This window comes from Bradyrhizobium sp. NDS-1, assembly GCF_032918005.1.
Taxonomy (GTDB): Bacteria; Pseudomonadota; Alphaproteobacteria; order Rhizobiales; family Xanthobacteraceae; genus Bradyrhizobium; species Bradyrhizobium tunisiense.
The window spans coordinates 7,497,402-7,517,986 of sequence record NZ_CP136628.1 but is presented as its reverse complement, the minus strand read 5'-3'; the positions used below and the strand labels follow the sequence as shown (position 1 = coordinate 7,517,986).

Below are 20,585 nucleotides of genomic sequence, written 5' to 3'. Positions count from 1 at the left end.
GAGCCCTCGCAAATTCCGTACCAAAAGCCTACGTCGGCATTTTGCGGTGCAGTATACGCGATCTTGCGTATGCTTGCGCTGCATAAATCCGAGCCATCCTCACAGCGCCAATTGCGTGTTCTCGAACAAAAGTGGGGTGCTCATGTCGGACGAAGAAAACAAGGGCCTGTTGTCGCCGCTCCGGCGCAAATTATTGATGGGAATGGCCGCTGTTCCGGCCATCACGATGCTGCCGCGGGGATCCTTTGCGCAGGCCCCGGCGACCTCTGCGGTCAACACCACGGGTCTTGCGGTGACGGATACCGAGGTCACGGTCGGTATCTTGCACTCCGCGACCGGCACCATGGCGATCTCCGAGACCGGCTCGATCGAGGCCGAAAAGCTCGCCATCGAGCAGATCAACGCGGCCGGCGGCGTGCTCGGGCGCAAGATCAAGTTCATCCAGGAAGACGGCGCCAGCGACTGGCCGACTTTCGCTGAAAAGGCCAAGAAGCTGCTCGTCAACGACAAGGTCGCGGCGATCATGGGCTGCTGGACCTCGGCTTCGCGCAAGGCCGTGTTGCCGGTCATGGAGCAGTATAACGGCATGCTCTATTACCCGACCTTCTACGAAGGCCTCGAGCAGTCCAAGAACGTCATCTACACCGGCCAGGAAGCGACCCAGCAGATTCTGGCCGGCCTGAACTGGATCGCCAAGGAAAAGGGCGCCAAGTCGTTCTTCTTCATCGGCTCCGACTACATCTGGCCGCGCACCTCGAACAAGATCGCGCGCAAGCACGTCGAGAACGTGCTGAAGGGCAAGGTCGTCGGCGAGGAGTATTATGCGCTCGGCAGCACCCAGTTCAACTCGGTCATCAACAAGATCAAGCTGACCAAGCCCGACGTGATCTTCACCGACGTCGTCGGCGGCTCGAACGTCGCCTTCTACAAGCAGCTCAAGGCGGCCGGCATCGACCTCTCCAAGCAGGCGCTGCTGACGATCTCGGTCACCGAAGACGAAATCGACGGCATCGGCGGCGAGAACATCGCGGGCGCCTATGCCTGCATGAAATACTTCCAAACGCTCGACAATCCGAACAACAAGGCCTTCGTGCCGGCGTTCAAGAAGATGTGGGGCGAGAAGACTGTCATCGGAGACGTCACCCAGGCTGCCTATCTCGGGCCGTGGCTGTGGAAGTTGACCGTCGAGAAGGCCGGCTCCTTCGACGTCGACAAGATCGCAGCAGCCTCGCCGGGCGTCGAGTTCAAGGGGGCACCGGAAGGCTACGTGCGGATCCACGAGAATCATCACCTCTGGTCGAAGACCCGGGTGGGACGCGCCAAGCTCGATGGCCAGTTCGAGCTGATCTACGAGACCGCCGATCTCGTCGAGCCGGATCCGTTCCCGAAGGGCTACCAGTAAGCGCAACTCGACCGCGCTTCTCCCAACACCAACGAGCTCCCTGGCGTGGACCGCAAATCCACGCTCAAGACCCCGCGTCGCGAACCTGCTCGCGACGCGGGACCCTTTCCCTGACGGAGGACATCGATGTTCGGCGACTACTCGCTTGGTGATCTCGGCTCCATTTTCGTCATGCAGGGGTTTGCCGGACTGATCCTGTTCTCGGTCTATGTCCTGATGGCGCTCGGGCTCGCCATCATCTTCGGCCAGATGGGCGTCATCAACATGGCCCATGGCGAGTTCATGATTCTCGGGGCCTACGTTACCTGGATGACCTCCAATCTCTTCCAGGCCCATCTGCCAAGCCTGTTCAGCGGCTACTTTTTCCTCGCGATGATCCTGGCCTTTGTCGCATCCGGCGCGCTGGGAATGCTGGTGGAATGGGTACTGATACGTCACCTCTATAAGCGCCCGCTCGATACGCTGCTCGCCACCTGGGGTCTCAGCCTGATGCTGCAGCAGGCCTATCGCTCCGTCTTCGGCGCGCGCGAGGTCGGGGTCGAGCTGCCGCAGTGGATGCTGGGCTCGCTGCATGTCACTGAGAGCATCGAAGTGCCGATCAACGGCGTCTTCGTGATGTGTCTCACCGTTTTGATCACGATCTCGGTCGCCTACGTGATGTACAAATCGCGTTGGGGCCGCCAGGTGCGCGCTGTCGTGCAGAACCGCATCATGGCCGGCGCCGTCGGCATCAACACCGAAAAAGTCGACCGCTACACGTTCGGCCTCGGTTGCGGCATCGCCGGAATCGCCGGCAGCGCCTTCACCATGATCGGCTCGACCGGGCCGACGTCCGGGCAGCTCTACATCGTCGATACGTTCCTGGTGGTTGTGTTTGGCGGCGCCGCGAGCCTGCTCGGCACCATCGCCTCGGCCTTCTCGATCTCGCAGACGCAATCCACGCTCGAATTCTTCATGTCGGGCTCGATGGCCAAGGTGCTCACGCTGCTCGCCGTTGTCGGCATCCTGATGCTGCGGCCGCAGGGTCTTTTCGCCCTCAAGGTTCGCAAATAGCAGGAAGCAGGCAAGTCATGATCAACTCACGCTTCTTCAATCGATCCGAACTCATGGGCTTCATCGCCCTGGCCGCCGTGCTGTTCGTGATCCTGCCCCTGACGCTGGACGTGTTCCGCCTCAATCTGGTCGCGAAATACCTGACCTACGCTTTTGTCGCGCTCGGCCTGGTGCTGTGCTGGGGCTATGGCGGCATCCTGAGCCTTGGCCAGGGCGTGTTCTTCGGCCTCGGCGGCTATTGCATGGCGATGTTCCTCAAGCTCGAGGCTTCGAGCGTCGAGAACACCAAGATCCAGTCGACGCCCGGTATCCCCGATTTCATGGACTGGAACCAGATCACGTCATTGCCGCTGTTCTGGCAGCCCTTTCACAGCCTCACCTTCACGATCCTCGCCATCATCCTGGTCCCGGGTCTGTTTGCCCTGATCATCGGCACCGCGATGTTCAAGCGCCGTGTCGGCGGCACGTACTTCGCGATCATCACCCAGGCCGTCGCGGCCATCCTCACCATCCTGATCGTCGGACAACAGGGCTATACCGGCGGCATCAACGGCATGACCGATTTGCGCACGCTCAAGGGCTGGGACATCCGGCCCGACCACGCCAAGGTCATCCTGTATTTCGTCGAGGTGGTGCTGCTGTTCGCCTGCATCGGCATCGCGCAGTTCATCCGCCTGACCAAGCTCGGCCGCATCCTGGTGGCGATGCGCGAACAGGAGGACCGCGTCCGCTTCTCCGGCTACAGCGTTGCCAATTTCAAGATCTTTGCCTTTTGCATGGCCGCGGTCTTCGCCGCGATCGGAGGCGCCATGTTCGCGCTCAATGTCGGTTTCATGTCGCCGTCCTTCGTCGGCATCGTGCCGTCGATCGAGATGGTGATCTACACCGCCGTCGGCGGACGGATGTCGATCTTCGGCGCGATATGGGGCGCCCTCCTGGTGAATTTCGCCAAGACCAGCCTGTCCGAATCCTTCCCGCAACTCTGGCTGTTCGGCCTCGGCGCGCTGTTCATCGCGGTCGTGCTCGCCTTCCCGAACGGTCTGTCCGGGCTCTGGGCTGACTACGTGCAGCCGCGCATCGATCGGCTGTTTGGCTCACGCAAGCCGAAACCCGACTGGAACGGAAGCTCGGTCGCCGACGGCGCGCCGGCAGAGTGAGGGAGATAGGTCATGCTCGTCGGTCATCAGCCCAAGGAATTCCTGCTCGCCGTCTCCGGCCTGACCGTCTCGTTCGACGGGTTCAAGGCGGTCAATGATCTCTCCTTTTATGTCGAGGAGAACGAGATTCGCGTCATCATCGGTCCCAACGGCGCCGGCAAGACCACGGTGCTCGATTTGATCTGCGGCAAGACCAAGGCGACCTCGGGCTCGATTCAGTTTCGTGGCAAGGAGCTCACGAAGATGAAGGAGAACGAGATCGTCCAGACCGGCGTCGGGCGCAAATTCCAGACGCCGTCGGTGTTCGAGGATCTCACCGTGTTCGAGAACCTCGAGATCTCGTTCCCGCGCGGTCGTACCGTATTCGGCTCGCTGACCTTCAAGCGCGACCAGCCCGTGAAGGACCGGGTCGAGGAGGTCGCGGAGATGATCTTCCTCAAGGACAAGCTCAACACCTATGCCGACGAGCTGAGCCACGGCCAGAAGCAGTGGCTCGAGATCGGCATGCTTCTGATCCAGGACCCAGACCTGCTGATGCTGGATGAGCCCGTCGCCGGCATGAGCGTCTCCGAGCGCGCCAAGACCGCCGAACTGCTCAACCGCATCATCAAGAACCGTTCTGTGCTGGTGATCGAGCACGACATGAAGTTCGTCGAGGACATCGCCCACAAGGTCACCGTGCTGCACCAGGGTCAGATCCTCTCCGAGGGGACGATGGAGAAGGTGAAGAACGATCCCAAGGTCGTCGAAGTCTATCTGGGCCACTAAGGAGCGCACCGATGCTGGCAATTTCCGATCTCCACGTCGCCTACGGCCAGAGCGAGGTGCTGCACGGGCTCAATGTCAAGGTCGCGCCCAACGAGATCGTGGCGATCATGGGCCGCAACGGCATGGGCAAGACCACGCTGATGAAGTCGCTGATGGGCATCCTGCCGGCCAAAAGCGGCTCGGTGGCCATGGACGGTGCCGAGCTCGGAAACCTCAAGAGCTACGAGCGCGTCGCCAAGGGCCTCGCCTACGTGCCGCAAGGTCGCATGATCTTCTCGACCATGACGGTGCAGGAGAACATCGAGACCGGGCTCGTCGTCTCGGGCGGATCCGAGGTGCCGGGCGATATCTATGAATTGTTTCCGGTCCTGCTCGAGATGAAGGGTCGCCGCGGCGGCAATCTCTCCGGTGGTCAGCAGCAGCAGCTCGCGATCGCCCGTGCGCTCGCAACCAAACCAAAGGTTTTGCTGCTGGACGAGCCGACCGAAGGCATCCAGCCCTCGATCATCAAGGAGATGGCGCGCACTTTGAAGCGCATCCGCGACGAGAAGGGGCTCTCGATCGTGGTGTCCGAGCAGGTCCTGAGCTTCGCGCTCGAGATCGCCGACCGCGTGCTGGTGATCGAGAACGGCGAGATCGTGCGCGACGATCCGCGCGACGCCGTCGATGCCGCGCAGGTTTCGAAATATCTGTCCGTCTAACCAACCGTGTAAAAGGGGAGCATCTCGATGCCAGAGACACTGATCAAGGTCGATCTCACCAAGTCCGCTTACGAAAATGACATGGTGCACAACCGCTGGCACCCCGACATCCCGATCGTGGCCTGGGTCAATCCCGGCGACGATTTCATCATCGAGACCTACGACTGGACCGGCGGCTTCATCAAGAACAACGATTCGGCGGATGACGTGCGCGACATCGACCTGTCGATCGTGCACTTCCTGTCCGGCCCGATCGGCGTCAAGGGCGCCGAGCCGGGTGATCTCCTGGTCGTCGATCTGCTCGACGTCGGTCCGATGAAAGAGAGCCTCTGGGGCTTCAACGGCTTCTTCTCCAAGCAGAACGGCGGCGGCTTCCTCACGGATCACTTCCCGCTGGCGCAGAAGTCGATCTGGGACATCAAGGGCCTCTACACCTCGTCGCGTCACGTGCCTGGCGTGAATTTCGCTGGCCTGATCCATCCCGGCCTGATCGGCTGTCTGCCCGATCCCAAGATGCTCGAGACCTGGAACAAGCGCGAGGCCGAGTTGATCTCGACCAACCCGACGCGCGTGCCTGGCTTGGCCAATCCGCCGTTCGCGCCGACCGCTCATGGCGGCCGCGCCAAGGGTGACGTGAAGGCGAAGATCGGCGCCGAAGGCGCGCGCACCGTGCCGCCGCGCGAGCATGGTGGCAATTGCGACATCAAGGATCTCTCGCGCGGCTCGAAGATCTACTTCCCGGTCTATGTGCCCGGCGCGGGTCTTTCGATGGGCGATCTGCACTTCAGCCAGGGGGACGGCGAGATCACTTTCTGCGGCGCCATCGAAATGGCCGGCTGGCTGCATCTCAAGGTCGAGGTGATCAAGGACGGCATGGCCAAATACGGTATCAAGAACCCGATCTTCAAGCCGTCGCCGATCACGCCGAACTACAAGGACTATCTCATCTTCGAAGGCATTTCGGTCGACGAGGCGGGCAAGCAGCACTATCTCGACGTCCACATCGCCTATCGCCAGGCCTGCCTCAACGCGATCGAATACCTGAAGAAGTTCGGCTACTCCGGCGCCCAGGCCTATTCGATCCTCGGCACCGCGCCGTGCCAGGGCCACATCTCCGGCGTGGTCGACGTGCCCAACGCCTGCGCCACGCTATGGCTGCCGACGGAGATCTTCGACTTCGACGTGATGCCGTCGGCGGCAGGCCCGATCAAGCACATCACCGGCGATATCCAGATGCCGATTTCGCCGGACAAATAGTCGGCGCCCTCCCTCTCCCCGTTCTCACGGGGAGAGGCTGTCGCCGCACGAATGGTGGCAGCGAAGTGTGAACACGCAAGATCGTAAGGACGATGCGATGCCGGTGTATGAATATCTCTGTGACGATTGCGGGCCCTTCAAGGATCTTCGCCCGATGGCGGAATGCGACGATCCGCAGAGCTGCCCGCACTGCGAGACCATGGCGCCGCGCGTGATCCTGACCGCGCCGAACTTCTTCTGCATGCCCGCCGACAAGCGCAAGGCGCATGCCGTCAACGAGCGCAGCACCCATGCGCCGCAGACGCTGGCGCAATACAAGGCTTCGCATGGTCCCGGTTGCGGTTGCTGCTCGTCGGGAAAGACGGTGAAGGACAAGAGCACCACTGACAAAAAGAAGCCCGCGCGGCTGATGACCAAGTCCGGGAGCGGGGCCAAGGGTTTCCCCACTGCGCGGCCCTGGATGATCAGCCACTGACTTTCGCGGCAACCTCAAACGAATAAGAGACAGGAGCGGCCCAATGCTTCACGGCGACATTTCCAGCAGCAACGACACCGTCGGCGTCGCAGTGGTCAACTACAAGATGCCTCGCCTGCATACCAAGGCCGAGGTGCTCGACAACGCCCGCAAGATCGCCGACATGCTGGTGGGCATGAAGGCCGGACTGCCCGGCATGGATCTGGTGATCTTCCCGGAATATTCCACCCAAGGCATCATGTACGACTCCAAGGAGATGTACGAGACGGCCTCCGCCGTGCCCGGTGAAGAGACGGCGATTTTCGCCGAGGCCTGTCGCAAGGCGAAGGTGTGGGGCGTGTTCTCGCTGACCGGCGAGCGCCATGAGGAGCACCCCAACAAGGCGCCCTACAACACCCTGATCCTGATGAATGACAAGGGCGAGATCGTGCAGAAGTACCGCAAGATCATGCCGTGGGTGCCGATCGAGGGCTGGTATCCCGGCAATTGCACCTATGTCTCTGAAGGCCCGAAAGGCATGAAGGTCAGCCTGATCATCTGCGACGACGGCAATTTTCCGGAAATCTGGCGCGATTGCGCCATGAAGGGCGCCGAGCTGATCGTGCGCTGCCAGGGCTACATGTACCCGGCCAAGGAGCAGCAGGTCCTGATCTCCAAGGCCATGGCGTGGGCCAACAACGTCTATGTCGCGGTTGCCAATGCCGCCGGTTTCGACGGCGTCTATTCCTATTTCGGCCACTCCGCGATCATCGGCTTCGATGGCCGCACGCTCGGCGAGTGCGGGGAGGAGGAGTACGGCATCCAGTACGCGCAGCTCTCGAAAAATCTCATCCGCGACGCGCGCCGCAACTGCCAGTCGCAGAACCACCTCTACAAGCTGGTCCACCGCGGCTACACCGGCATGATCAATTCCGGCGAAAGCCCGCGCGGCGTCGCCGCCTGTCCGTATGACTTCTACAAGAACTGGATCGCCGATCCCGAAGGCACGCGCGACATGGTCGAGGCCATGACCCGCTCGACGCCGGGGACCGACGAGTGTCCGATCGACGGCATCCCGAATGGGTCGGCTCCGAGCAACTATTGAGCCCTTGCTGGCGCCACGAGATCGATGATCCGCTCCCGATGTGAACAGCCGTCCATATGGGCGGACAGTCTGACGCATCCGTGTATGCTCAGGATGAGAATGGCGTTCGGCAAAAGCGTGGCGCGGCTGCAACATGGGATGTTGAATCAGCCCGAGGTGCGGCCGGGTCGGCAGATTCTCGAGGCACCGTAGTTCTACTGCCCAGCCTCTTCGCCTAAGTTCCCCCGCGGCGCCGCTGGGGAGCGCCGCGGCTGAGGAGACGGGCGTTGGGGGCTTGGTTGCGATCGCGCGCGGGTTGCCTGCGCCGGAGCGCTGCTGCCATGCGCGCGGCCTTCGGGGCGAGTCTCGCCTTGGGCGCGATCGCTCTGGCGGGCCCCGTCCGGGCGCAGCAGGTCTTCAATGGATCACAGACCACGCCGAACGGCATCGTCAACGGCGGAGGCGGCGTCTGGGACGCCACCACGACCAGTTGGACGGACGTCTTCGGCGCGGTCAGCACGGCCTATGATCCCTCGTCAGTCGGTACGCTATTTGGCAGCAGCGGCCCTTCGATCCCGGCGACGGGAGGCACGGTGACGGTGACGCCGGCCGGCGTGCAACTCACCAGCCTCGTGGGGTTCGACGTCACCGGCGATGGTACGATCTACACCATCCAGGGCGGCGATCTCAGGCTGGCCCCGGGCGGCACCACATTCGTCACGGCCGACGTGACCGGTACCAGCGATCCGTCGGCCATCGTTGCTTCCCGCATCGTCGGCAGCGACGGCATCAATGTTCAGGGCGTGGGCACCTTGGCGCTACTCGGCGCCAACGCCTATACCGGTGGCACCTTCATCTGCAATTGCGGCTCCCTGCAGCTCGGCGACGCGACCCACACCGCGAGCATCGTGGGCGCCGTCACCAATGAGGGCCTCTTCAGCATCGTCAATGCCGACACGTCGGGGATCACCTCGCTCCTGAACGACTTCTCCGGCACGACACTATTTCTAAATGCCAGTTCGGCCAGCGCGATGGCGATCACCAACAACGGCCAGCTGTATTTCGGAGATCCGAACGGAGGCGGTTCCGACACCGCGACGGCCGGTCGCGCGACCATCGTCAATGACAATGGCTTGGTCGGCTTCTTCGGACGGACCAATGCGGGCACCGCCACCATCACCAACCAGAATGGTGGTGGCACCGCATTCTTCGAACAAGCCTCGGCGGGCTCGGCAACGATCGTGAACAAGGATTTCGGCGGGACCATTTTCGGTACGCTGGCCGGCTCCGATACTGCGACTGCCGGCAATGCAACCATCATCAATGAAGCTGACGGTCTCACCAATTTCGGCGCGTTCACGACGGCCGGGAATGCGACGATTACCACCAAGGACGGGGGCAAGACCGAGTTCTTCGACAATTCCACCGGCGGCAACGCAAGCTTCATCACCATTGGAACGGGCATCGTCGATTTCGGGGGCAGCATCGGGCCGGGCAGTGACGGCCGCATCACCGCGGGCTCGATCGAAGGCAGCGGCTTCTATTACATCGGCGGCGGCAATACCCTCGTCGTCGGCGGCAACAACCTCTCGACGGAGGTCAGCGGCGTCATTGGCGATTACGATCCCTGCGGTTGCGGCTTTATCGGACCGGGCTCGCTGGAGAAGGTCGGCAGTGGCACGCTGATCCTCTCGGGCACGAACGCTTACACCGGAACGACCACGGTGAATGCAGGCATCCTGCGGGTCGATGGCGATATCTCCCAATCGAGCCTGACGACCGTCAATGCGGGTGGCGCGCTGTTCGGCGCCGGAATCGTCGGCAATACCGTGATTGCGAGCGGCGGAATTTATGCACCCGGCGACGGTGGTCCGGGTTCGAGCATGCAGGTTCAGGGCGACCTCACCTTGCAGCCCGGCTCGCTTTATGGCGTTCAGGTCGGTAGCGGGACCAGCACGAGCCACGCGCTCGTCACGGGCAATGTCGCGCTGGATGGCAGCGTTGGCGTCGCGCTGTATCCGGGCAGCACGGTGAAGAAGCACTATTCGATCATGGAGTTCTTCGGCGCTCCCACCGGCAATTTTTCCGGCGTCGCCGCGCCCGGCGGCCTCATCGGCACGACGAGCGTCGGATCGGACGAAGTCTTTCTCGATTTTGCGCTAGACTACGGCGCGAAATACGCGCTCAACGTCAATCGGAAGAACGTTGCCACGACGCTTCAGAATTTCTTCAACGCCAACGGTTTCCTGCAAGCCGAATTGGCGGGGCTTGGGCCCAACGGCCTGACGCAGGCCTCCGGCGAACCCGCAACGGCATCGCAGCAGACGACGTTCAATGCGATGAATCTGTTCATGAGCCTGTTGACCGACGTCTTCGGGGCGGGGCGCAGCGGCACGTCGGGTGCGACGCCTTATGCCCCCGACACGAATGCGAAGGATAGGAACGCGCATGATGCCTTTGCCTCGATGAAGGCGCCGGCTGCGACGTTCGAGCAGCGCTGGGATGTGTGGGCGGCCGGCTACGGCGGCTCGCAGACCACCGACGGCAATGCCGGCCTCGGCTCGAGCAATACGACCAGCAGCGTCTATGGCACCGCCGTGGGCCTCGACTACCGCTTCTCGCCGTCGACGGTTGCGGGCTTCGCCCTCGCAGGCGGCGCGACTGGATTCAACGTCAACGGACTCGGTTGGGGCCGCTCCGACCTGTTCCAGGCCGGCGCCTTCGTGCGTCATGCGGCCGGACCGGCCTATGTCACAGCGGCGCTCGCCTATGGCTGGCAGGACGTCACGACCAACCGCGTCGTGACGGCTGCCGGTTACGACCAGCTGCGCGCGCAGTTCAACGCCAACGCGGTCTCGGGCCGCATCGAGGGCGGTTATCGCTATGCCACGCCGTGGGTCGGCGTCACGCCCTATGCCGCACTGCAGGCCACCCTGTTCAGCCTTCCCGGCTATGCAGAATGGGCGGTGGTCGGCAGCAACGTCTTCGCGCTCAACTATGCCGCCAAGGATGTGACCAGCACCCGCACCGAACTCGGCTTGCGCGCGGACAGGTCGTTTGCCGCGGCCGGCGGCCTTCTGACCCTGCGCGGCCGCCTCGCCTGGGCGCATGATTACAATCCGGACCGCAGTGCCGGCGCGGTGTTCCAGACGCTGCCGGGGTCGGCTTTCGTCGTGAACGGCGCTGCTCTGGCGCGCGATTCTGCTCTGACCACGGCATCAGCGCAGATGAACTGGATGAATGGCTGGTCAGCCTCGGCGACCTTCGAGGGGGAGTTCTCGAACATTACTCGCTCCTACGCCGGCAAGGGCCTCGTGCGCTACGCGTGGTGAGGCGTTGCACGTCCCTTGGGAGGTAGGCGTCACCGCTTCTTCTGCTCGGGCCTGCGTGGTGGACGCGGGGCGGCGGGTGCTGCCGGCGTTCCACTCATCTTGTTGGCTGCTTCGCTGACGTCGAGCAGCGAGCGACGAATGTCCTCGAGATAGCCCGCCGATTTCTTCTTCATGATATCGGCAAGCTCGTGCAATCCCTTGATCTTCTCGTACAGCTCGTCGGCCTTGCCGTCGACGAAGCCGGGCACGACGCTCTCGATCTTCGTGACCGCCTTGTCGAAGCCCGCGAAGGCGCTATCGACCTTGGCCATGACGGAATCGATCTCGCCGCCTTTGCTCCGGAGATCGGCGGTGTAGTTCTCGAACGTGCGCAGGCCGTCCTTGATTGCAGGGGCGTTGCTGACGATCGTGCGGTCGACGCTGTGCAGGGTGTCGACGATGGATTCGGCGTCGCTGAGATCGGCGGTCAGCACGGGAACGCCGTCCGAGTCCAGCGGCACCGGGGGCGCGGAGGGAGCGCCACCGATCAGCGAGATCGCGGCAACGCCGGTGAGGCCCTGGAACTCGATGCCCGCCACGGTGTCCTTGCGGATCGGCGCGGAGTTGTCGAGCATCACCAGCGCCACGATCCTGCGCGGATTCTCCAGCTTGATCGACAGAATCTGGCCCGCCGGGACGCCGTCGAAATTGACCGGCCCGCCGCGACGCAGCCCGCTGGCGGACCCGCTCTCAAATACCACGCGCAACTGGCTGCGGCTCTGGAGGGTACGCCATTTCTGCACGCCTAGCAGGCCACCGAACGCCACGGCGATGACCGCCAGCGTCGCCGTTCCGATCACCAGATTGCTCGCGCGTGCCATGCGGGAAGGTTTTACGGCCAAAGCAGGGAAGTTGGAAGAAGTCCGTAATGTTAAGTAGGGCGGGTTAGCGAAGCGTAACCCGCCTCCGCTTTAGGGATCCAAGAGGGCGGATTACGCTGACGCCAATCCGCCCTACGCGATCTCAATGTTCGGCAGCGCGTCTTGCCGCAGCGTTGTTCAGGACGATCAGGGCATCGACGGCGACGCCGGTCCTGGTGTTGATCAGGAACGGGTTGATGTCGATCGAGGCGATCCGGTCGCCGGCGTCCGCGATCAAATTGGACAGGCCGACCAGCGCTTTCACTGCGGAGGCCTCGTGCAGGGCCGGCTTGCCGCGATAGCCACGCAGCTTGATTCCGGCCTTGGTCCGGCCGATCAGGAGCCGCGCCTCGGCCTCGTCCAGGGGCGCGCCGGCGAGCGCGACGTCCTTCATCAGCTCGATGTCGATGCCGCCGGTGCCGAACAGCACGACCGGTCCCATCTCGGCATCGAGCGAGGCGCCGACGACGAGCTCGAGCTCGGCCTTGACCTGTTGCGCGATGAGGATGCCGTCGAGCTTCGGCTTGCCTTTCAGCTTCGCCACCCGTGCGGTGATGTCGGCGAACGCCTTCTTCACCTCGGCGGAACTGTTGAGGTTCAGCACGACACCGCCGATGTCGGATTTGTGCAGGATCTCCGCGCTGACGAGCTTTGCCACGACCGGAAAGCCGATCTCCTTGGCGATCCTTGCGGCTTCCGCCGCAGTCCGTGCGATCGCCTCCTTGGAGATCGGAATACCGTAGGCCTTCAGGAGCTTCTTCGAGGCGACCTCGTCCAGCGCGGCACCGTTTGCCGATTTCAACGCCTTCTCGAGCACGGCGCGCGCGGCAGGCTTCGAGCTCGAGGCGACGTCGGGCACCTCTTTGCGCAGCTTGGCGTAGTCGAGCAGCGACTTGATCGCGGTCACCGCCCGGTCCATGCCCTGCATGACCGCGAGATGCGGCAGCGATTTGCGCAGGGTCTTGGTGAACTCGGTGAAGCCGATGGACATCGCGCTGATGTAGATCACGGGCTTGCCGCCCTGGCGCGCCATGTCGTCGACGATGCGCAGGTTGCGTTCGCGCAGCTCATGCGGCGCCTTGGGCAGTTCAGCGTCGACGATGACGATATCGATGTCGGGATCGTCGATCATCAGCTTGATCGACTTCATGTAGACGGAGGGATCGACCACCGCGGCAAAGCCGGCATCGAGCGGATTGCCGACGATCGAGCCCGGTCCGAGCATTTTGGCCAGCTCGCAGCCGACATGCGGGCTGAGCGGCGCGAAGTTCAGGCCTTCCTTGTAGAAGGCATCGAGCAGCATGCCGCGCTTGCCGCCCGACAGCGTGACGGCGGCGAGGCGGTTGCCTTTGGGCACCGCCGCGTGGACGAAGCATTCCGTGGTCTCGATCAGCTCATCGAGTCCGTCGACCCGGATCACCCCTTCGCGCGTCGCAACCGCATCGAAAGTCTCGATCGAGCCCGCGAGCGCGCCGGTATGCGCCATCGCCGCGGCGCGGCCGCCCTCCGACGCGCCAAGCTTGAGCGCGATCACGGGCTTGCTCGCGGCGCGCGCTGCCTTGCAGGCATCACGGAACGCCTTGGTATTGCGCACGCCTTCGAGGTAGACGACGATCACCTTGATGCTCGGATCCTCGGCGAAGTAGCGCATCAGGTCTGGCGTCTCTAACCCGGCCTCGTTGCCGGTCGTCACCATATAGCCGACACCGACGCCCCGATCCTCCAGCGCCTGGCGGATCGCCATGACGATGGCCCCCGACTGTCCGGCGATCGCCACCGCACCTTGCTCCATGGTGACGATGCGGTCGTCGATGTTGGTGAAGAGCTTCTCGCCGGCGCTTAGGTTGCCGAGGCAATTCGGGCCGGTGACGGCAAGCCCGGTCTCGCGTATCGCCGTCTGCAGTTCGGCAGCGAGCTTCTGGCTGTCCTCATCCTGCAGCTCGCTGAAGCCCGAGGTGACGATGGTGGCGGAGCGCGCGCCGGCCGCAGCGGCGTCGCGGATCACCTGGACGGCAAAGCGCGCCGGCACCAGCACCAACACGTGATCGGGCTTCTCCGGGAGGCTCGCAAAGTCCTTGTAGCAGGGGACGCCCCAGATGGCTTCGCGTTTGGCATTGACCGGATAGAGGCCGCCCTCGTAACCGTACTTGACCAGATTGTTCCAGATGCGCTCGGCATAATTCCCGGGCTTGTCGGTCGCGCCCACCAACACGATGTTGAGCGGGTGCAGCATCGCGTGAATGCCCTTGACGGTATCTCCGGCGTCGGGAGCTGGAGACCATGGTCGTTGCGAAACCGGTGCGGCAGGCACTCGAGCTTCCATGCGCTTCCCTCACTTCTTGTTCTTGTTGCAACGCGCTGTTGCGCCGGCTTCGCGGGCTGACCGTGGCGGGACTCCATGCCGCGAGACGGAATGGGCAAGTCTCGACGACAAGGCCTGACGATGAGGCTAGCATCGCGAGCCTTTTGGCGAAAGTGCGAACGATCCGGCAAGATGCTAGGAACTGTGACGCATACCCTCTCAAATGGTGATCATGCCGCTTCTATCCATCGTGGTGCCGACCCTCGATCGTCCCAACACGCTTCGCCACGCGCTCGCGACCATGGCGTGCCAGCCTGCGCATGCGGACTGCGAGTTCGTCGTTCAGAACAATGGCGGCAATCCCGAGATCGCGAAGATGGTCGCAGACCTCGAGGACGAGCGCTTCAAGCATTTTGCCAGCGACACCGTCCTGACCATGACCGACAATTGGGAGGCGGCGCTCGGCCATGCCTCGGGCGAGTACATTGCCTTCCTCGGCGACGACGACGGATTGATGCCCTATGCCTGTGCCACGGCGTCGGAGCTGCTCTCCGGCCGAAAGATCGATCTTCTGAGCTGGCCCGCATACAGCTACTACTGGCCGGGCTACTACCATCCGGCTTTCCGCAATCGCCTGGTTGCCGAGATCGACCTGACTTCGTCGGTCAGGCGCGTCTCGTCGCGCCGCGAGCTGGCGCGCGTCTTCGGTTTCCAGGCGCACTATGCGAATCTGCCGATGATCTACAATTCGTTCGTCCAACGCAGCGTCATCGACCGGATGCGTGCGGTCGGCGGCCGCTACTTCGTCGGCCTATCGCCCGACGTGGCATCCGGTATCGCGAACGCTGCGCTGACCGACAGTTTCGTCCGGCTGTCGCGGCCTCTGAGCATGGCCGGATTTTCGCAGCACAGCACCGGTCACGCGCTGTTCTTCGAGACCACGGATCTGCTGGAAACGTCGCGGGGGGCGCGCGATTTCGGACCCATTGACGACGATCCCCGGCTCCCTGATCTCAACGCGCTCCAGCTCTTCATCGCCAAGGACATGCTCGTCCTCAAACGACTGCTGCTGACGGACGGCGACGACGTGCGGCTCGACTTCAAGGCACTGGCACAGGCGCTTGCGACCGACATCAACAATCGGCCGCCCCTCTATGATCGAACCTTACGGACCATCGGCGAGCTCGCCCGCACGCATGGGTTCGATGTCGCCGACATCGTCATTCCTGCCCGCCTCCCGGATCGGCCGCCGCCCGGTAAGGGTGTTCGCGTCATCGGACAGAACCGCGTGATTTACGAGCTGGATGGTTCTGCGCTCGGGCTCAATTCGATAGCGGATGCAGTGCGCCTGATCGCGCATTTCGTGCCGGATCAGGAGCCGTTCGATCCGGCCGCTCTGGAGGTCGTGTCTGCGCCGGTCCTCGGCGCGGAGGAGCTTGAATTCAGGTGGGGCGCGGCGGGCGTCGCCGCGTTGATCGAGGGTTGGAGCGAGCCGGAGCAATGGGGCACCTGGTCCGTTGCCAGGAATTGCGTGCTCCGCTTTGAGGTTCGTCCCATCCCGTCGCGACCTGTAGAGCTCGTGCTGGCGTGCCGGGCTTTCGTTTCCGACGGCAACCCGCAACTGCGTGCGGCTTGCCGCGTCGGCAACGGAGTGGAGCAGCACTTGACGTTTTCGAAAGAAGCATTTGCGGGCTTGCGCAGGTTGATGCTCGATCCCGCCGCGATTGGCGCCGACGGGATGTTGACCATCAGCCTGTCGCTATCCGATCCACGCTCGCCCGCCGATCTGGGACTGAGCTCGGATGTGCGTCCTCTCGGCATCGGCATCGAGCGGGTCTGGCTCGACGATGTCCATCCGTCACGAGACCGCTGATCGCCGCCTGGTCAGTACCGCAGCAGGCTCAGCTTGTAGGCATAGTGAAAGACGACCTGGCGCGCGAGATAGGGGGCGATGGCGCGGCGGATCTGCATCTGGGTCGGATCGTAGCCGAGAACGCGGCGCCGCAGGATGCCCATCTCCTTGACGCCGATCGCGTAGGTTGCTGCCGTCTTCTGGGCGTCATGGATTCGGAAGCAGGCGAGAAATCGCGGCAGACGCACGAATCTGAATCCGGCGGCCTGCGCTCGCAGGATGAAGTCCCAATCCATCGCGTAATGGAAGCCTTCGTCGATCGGCCCGATCTTGTCCCACACGCGCTTGCGCCAGAACATCGTCTCCTGGGGGATATAGTCGGCATATTGCAGCGCGTGCCCGTCATGGGGCGGCAGCACGGCGCGGCCGACCTCGAGACCTTCGCGGTCGACGAAGACGCGATGGCCATAGACGATGTCGACCTGCGGATGCGACGTGAAGTAGTTGGCGACATAGGCCAGCGTTCCTGGCAGCAACATGTCGTCGCTGTTGAGATAGGCCATGATCTCGCAGTCGATGTCCGCAAAGCCCAGATTAATGGCGTTCGACTGCCCGCTGTCAGGTTCGCTCTTCCAGCTGATGCCGTCGCCGCAGCTTTTCAGGAGATCTGTCGTACCATCGATCGAGGCGCCATCCTGCACGTGATAATGCAGGTTCGGATAGTTCTGACTGACGATGCTCTCGATCGTGGCGTTGAGATATTGCGCATGGTTGTAGCTCGGCGTGACGATCGCGATCCGCGGTGCATTCCCCTCGATCGAGGGAGCCGGCGGGAAAGTCCTCAGATTGAGCAGTCGCGGGGGATACTGCTCGAAAGTCCACATCGGCGGGCGCCGCCAGAGGCTCCGCAGTGAGGATCGTCTTTGCCCGGCGGCGATGAGATCCTGCTTCCTTTCCAGGAGCGCGACGCGATTTTCGAGTTGCTCCAATCGTTGTTCGAGGCGCTGCCTGAACTCGTCGTCCATCTATCGTTCTTTCACAAATCAGGACGTGCAGAAATCAATGGGCCATTCTTGCATTCCCCGGCCAACGGCGCCAGTTCACGGTTGCGTCAAACGCGATGGCCCGGCCTGCTGGCGCGATTTCAGAGGCTCGATCGCTCCCTCATGGGTTGATTGCGAACGGCTATTCACCCGTTCCGATCAGGATGGCATGCAGGACATATCGTTCCGGACCTTCGGTGACGGCGTCGAACGGCCAGCAGGTCGTGAGCACGAGCTCGACATCCTGCGCTGTGGGATCGATGCCCGATGCATCGAAGCGGACCACGGCGGATGAATCCGCGCGATAGCGAAAGCGTTTGCCGTCACGACGTGTGACATCGATCACGTCACCAACTGCGACGTTGCGCAGGAAGCGGAAATGTGTGTCGCGATGTCCAGCATATACGGCGGTGCCGCGCTCGCCGGCATCAACCGTTTGGTGGATGTGGCCGGGGCCAAAGGCAAGCGCCTGTCCGCTCGCACCTTCCAGCACGATCGCGCTGGCTCCGATCCGCTTCACCTCGATCCGCGCGACCGGCCAGGTGTCGGCCCATGACCACGGCTTGATCACCTCGCCCGTTGCCAGGCTTCTGTCGAAGGCGCGCTCCAGCAGTATCTGCGCGAGCCACGCCTTGGCATGGATATAGGCGCCGTCGCCGAACAGGATGAGGCCGATCAGTGCCAGAACCAGGGGAGATGAGAGGCGGGGCATCGTGTGTCTCTTCCGTCATTGCGAGCGAAGGGAAGCAATCCGGGCTGTCTCCTGAGCGGCAGTCTGGATTGCTTCGTCGCTTCGCTCCTCGCAATGACGTTGAGAAAAAGGCGCGCGGCCGTTGGGTACGGGACGGGCGACCGCGCGCGCTAACAGAGGAGTCGGGGTGCTCCTCTCTCAAGCGGCGTTGGTGAGCAAGAGCCGACGCCGGTTGAACACGAACAGCAACAAGGCGAGCACGATCAGGACGAAGCCTCCGATCATTTTCAGCTCGGCTGAGGTTGCCGTCTTGGGCAGACGGATCGCATCAGGTGCCGCAGGTGTTGGACGCCGTGCGGCCGGCGAGACGCGCGCATCGGCATGGCGTTCACGCACCTGCCCCGGGATCGGCGGCCGTTCGCCGAACACTTTCTCGAAATCCCAGCCGGCAGGCAGGTTGATCGGCAGCTCGCTGAGCTTGAGCGGCGCGCCTTCGGGGCGGCTCGGCGTCTTGTCGACAGCCACAAGGCTGGTCAGGCGCGTGACGACCTGATGGTCGAGTGCCAGCGCCAGGATCGTCTTGTCGGCCTCCTCGGGCGCGAGTTCCCGCATGGCGCGCGCCACCTCGGCGTCACCGATCTTGCGCTTGGCCCAGAGTTTCGACAGGCCGTTGCCTTCGGCGGCATTCTGCAGCGGCAGCGTCACCGACCATGGACGGTCGCCGACGCGCCCCCTGATCTCGAGCGAGCCCGCGAGCTTGTCCAGCCTTGCCGCCAGCACCAGCGGCTCGCCATGATAGACGTCGGGGATGATCGTCGGGGTGACGTCGGCCTTGGCTTCGGAGAATGTCGCGGTGAGGCCGGTCACGGCCGGATTTTCGAGCTTGGCGAACAAGCCGCGCATGCGCTCCTCCACCTGCTCGACGGACCCGATATGGGTGAAGGCCCCACGGCCGAGCTCGGCGGCGCGTGTCATCAGGTAGGTGTTGGGCCCCGACCCGATGCCGACCATGAAGACACGCGAGCGACCGCGCATCGCGGTGATCGTTTCGAACAATCGCTGCTCGTTGCCGATGGCACCGTCGGTCAGGAAGACGACCTGGCGAACCATGCCGGCGTCGCCGAGCTTGTCGGCGAGCGCGGCGCGCATCGCCGGCACCATTTCGGTGCCACCGCGCGCCTGCAGCGCGCTCACGAACGAGGTCGCCTCGCCGACATGCGCAGCGTCTGCCGGCACGGAGGCCGGAAACAGCACGTCCATGGTATCGTCAAAGCGGATGACGTTGAAACGGTCGGTCGGCTGGAGCCGAGAGAGAGCATAAGTGAGGCTCGCCTTGGCCTGGACGATCGACGTGCCGCCCATCGACCCCGAATTGTCGATCACGAACACGACCTCTCGCGGCAGTGGCTTTTGTGTCGACTGCTCGGCGCTGGGCGGGGTGACGAAGGCGAGCAGGTAATCGGCATCGCCGACATGCTCTCGGAACAGGCCGACCGACGGCGCTTTGTCGGCGGCGGGCTTCCAGGTCAGCTCGAAGTCGCGGTCGGCGGGAACAGCGCCATCGGCGAGCGTGATGATGCGTGCCGTGCTGTCCGGGCTCTCGATCTTGACGTGGTGGTGGTGACTCCTGACCTCGCCAAGCGCGAAGCCGGCCTTCAGGCGCACCGTGATGGTGGTCGGATTGACCGGCACGTCTTTGGCCGGATCCAGCACAGGCGGCGAAATGCGGTCACGGTCCGGGACCGGGTCCGACGTCGCCGTGCCCCAGCCCGATCCGTCGTTGCGGAAGTCGACACTTTGAACGATGGGCGCCGGATTGTAGCGCGGTCCGACCACGAGCGGCAGGCGGAGCGAATATTCGTTGCCTGATTGATGCACGGGTTCCTGATACTCGATCTGCACCAGCACGGTTTCGCCGGGACCGATATTGGCAACCGAATTGGTGAAGATGTTCGGCCGCTCCTGCTCGGTGAGAGCGGCTTTCCGACCTGCACGGCGCGCCTCTTCGTAGATCAGGCGCGCCTGCTGCCGCTCCTTGATGTCTCCGACGATGACGCGATCGCCGACCACCATCTTCAGCGTATCGACGGCGCCGCCGGTCGCGAGCGGATAGACATAGGTTGCCTCGACCCAGTTCTGGGTCGGATTGCGAAAGACCTGAGTGACCCGGGCGCGCAGCGTCGGGCCTGATACCGTGATGTCGACGTCGATACCAAGGCGGATTGCTTCCGTGGTGGCGCCGTCGTCCTTCAGGAGCAGTGTACCGGACCGTGCATCGCCGGGCTGGAGCAGGCTGGCCTGCTCGGCCGTCGCCGACCAACTCGCTCCGAAGCTGACGAGCAGGGCCACGAACGCCATCAGCATCACCGCGATGCCCTGCGCGAGAAGAAGCAATCCGAGCTTCATCAGCCGACCCAGCATGGGGTGTTCGTCGTTGCCGGCGGTGTCGTAGGTGTCCATTTGGCCTGCTCCCGAAGGATTTTGCTGGCTCTGAGCATCGGTCCGGAGGGCCTGAGTTCGCGAGCAGAATGATCGGTCATGTTCCGCCGCCCCCGGCCCGGGCGCGCCGCCGCCGGGCGGTCATGTGCGG

The 20,585-nt window shown here is 63.3% G+C and carries 15 protein-coding genes; 10 read left to right on the top strand and 5 right to left on the bottom strand.

All coding sequences use genetic code 11. The annotated features are described in order from the left end of the window. The first annotated feature begins 142 nt into the window (after window positions 1-142). From urtA to RX330_RS35075, 9 genes are all read left to right on the top strand, one after another. Window positions 143-1,402: an urea ABC transporter substrate-binding protein gene (gene urtA, locus RX330_RS35115; RefSeq protein ID WP_212083787.1), complete on the top strand. Its 1,260-nt coding sequence runs from the start codon at window positions 143-145 to the stop codon at window positions 1,400-1,402. 126 nt (window positions 1,403-1,528) lie between these two features. Next, window positions 1,529-2,455: an urea ABC transporter permease subunit UrtB gene (gene urtB / locus RX330_RS35110; RefSeq protein WP_317241552.1), complete on the top strand. Its 927-nt coding sequence runs from the start codon at window positions 1,529-1,531 to the stop codon at window positions 2,453-2,455. Between the two features lie 17 nt (window positions 2,456-2,472). Next, window positions 2,473-3,612: an urea ABC transporter permease subunit UrtC gene (gene urtC / locus RX330_RS35105; RefSeq protein WP_212083791.1), complete on the top strand. Its 1,140-nt coding sequence runs from the start codon at window positions 2,473-2,475 to the stop codon at window positions 3,610-3,612. A 12-nt stretch (window positions 3,613-3,624) separates the two neighbouring features. Beyond that, window positions 3,625-4,380, top strand: a complete 756-nt coding sequence (urtD, locus tag RX330_RS35100; RefSeq protein ID WP_212083793.1) for an urea ABC transporter ATP-binding protein UrtD — start codon at window positions 3,625-3,627, stop codon at window positions 4,378-4,380. A gap of 11 nt (window positions 4,381-4,391) precedes the next feature. Next, window positions 4,392-5,081, top strand: a complete 690-nt coding sequence (urtE, locus tag RX330_RS35095; protein ID WP_317241551.1) for an urea ABC transporter ATP-binding subunit UrtE — start codon at window positions 4,392-4,394, stop codon at window positions 5,079-5,081. A gap of 27 nt (window positions 5,082-5,108) precedes the next feature. Further along, entirely contained in the window at window positions 5,109-6,338 is a 1,230-nt protein-coding gene (gene fmdA, locus RX330_RS35090) for a formamidase (RefSeq protein WP_254140991.1), read from the top strand. A gap of 97 nt (window positions 6,339-6,435) precedes the next feature. Further along, the gene (locus tag RX330_RS35085; RefSeq protein WP_212083804.1) at window positions 6,436-6,813 is read left to right on the top strand and encodes an FmdB family zinc ribbon protein; all 378 of its coding nucleotides are present in this window, start codon (window positions 6,436-6,438) and stop codon (window positions 6,811-6,813) included. Between the two features lie 43 nt (window positions 6,814-6,856). Beyond that, the gene (locus RX330_RS35080) at window positions 6,857-7,897 is read left to right on the top strand and encodes an aliphatic amidase (RefSeq protein WP_317241550.1); all 1,041 of its coding nucleotides are present in this window, start codon (window positions 6,857-6,859) and stop codon (window positions 7,895-7,897) included. A 320-nt stretch (window positions 7,898-8,217) separates the two neighbouring features. Then, window positions 8,218-11,208, top strand: a complete 2,991-nt coding sequence (locus RX330_RS35075; RefSeq protein WP_317241549.1) for an autotransporter domain-containing protein — start codon at window positions 8,218-8,220, stop codon at window positions 11,206-11,208. 29 nt (window positions 11,209-11,237) lie between these two features. Here RX330_RS35075 and RX330_RS35070 read toward each other — a convergent pair whose 3' ends face one another. Continuing rightward, the gene (locus RX330_RS35070) at window positions 11,238-12,068 is read right to left on the bottom strand and encodes an MlaD family protein (RefSeq protein WP_212083816.1); all 831 of its coding nucleotides are present in this window, start codon (window positions 12,066-12,068) and stop codon (window positions 11,238-11,240) included. 142 nt (window positions 12,069-12,210) lie between these two features. Then, on the bottom strand, window positions 12,211-14,430 hold the full coding sequence (locus tag RX330_RS35065; RefSeq protein ID WP_317241548.1) for an acetate--CoA ligase family protein: 2,220 nt from the start codon (window positions 14,428-14,430) through the stop codon (window positions 12,211-12,213). A 211-nt stretch (window positions 14,431-14,641) separates the two neighbouring features. Here RX330_RS35065 and RX330_RS35060 point away from each other — a divergent pair, with 211 nt between their 5' ends. Further along, a complete protein-coding gene (locus tag RX330_RS35060) occupies window positions 14,642-16,282 on the top strand; it encodes a glycosyltransferase family 2 protein (RefSeq protein WP_317241547.1) in 1,641 nt (546 codons plus the stop codon). Window positions 16,283-16,293: 11 nt separating this feature from the next. Here RX330_RS35060 and RX330_RS35055 read toward each other — a convergent pair whose 3' ends face one another. The 3 genes from RX330_RS35055 to RX330_RS35045 all read right to left on the bottom strand — a co-directional run bounded on the left by RX330_RS35055 (window position 16,294) and on the right by RX330_RS35045 (window position 20,455). Beyond that, on the bottom strand, window positions 16,294-17,286 hold the full coding sequence (locus tag RX330_RS35055) for a glycosyltransferase (protein WP_317241546.1): 993 nt from the start codon (window positions 17,284-17,286) through the stop codon (window positions 16,294-16,296). 160 nt (window positions 17,287-17,446) lie between these two features. Then, complete coding sequence (locus RX330_RS35050) at window positions 17,447-18,016, bottom strand: class GN sortase (RefSeq protein WP_317241545.1); 570 nt, start codon at window positions 18,014-18,016, stop codon at window positions 17,447-17,449. A gap of 177 nt (window positions 18,017-18,193) precedes the next feature. Further along, on the bottom strand, window positions 18,194-20,455 hold the full coding sequence (locus RX330_RS35045) for a marine proteobacterial sortase target protein (protein ID WP_317241544.1): 2,262 nt from the start codon (window positions 20,453-20,455) through the stop codon (window positions 18,194-18,196). Window positions 20,456-20,585 lie beyond the last annotated feature (130 nt).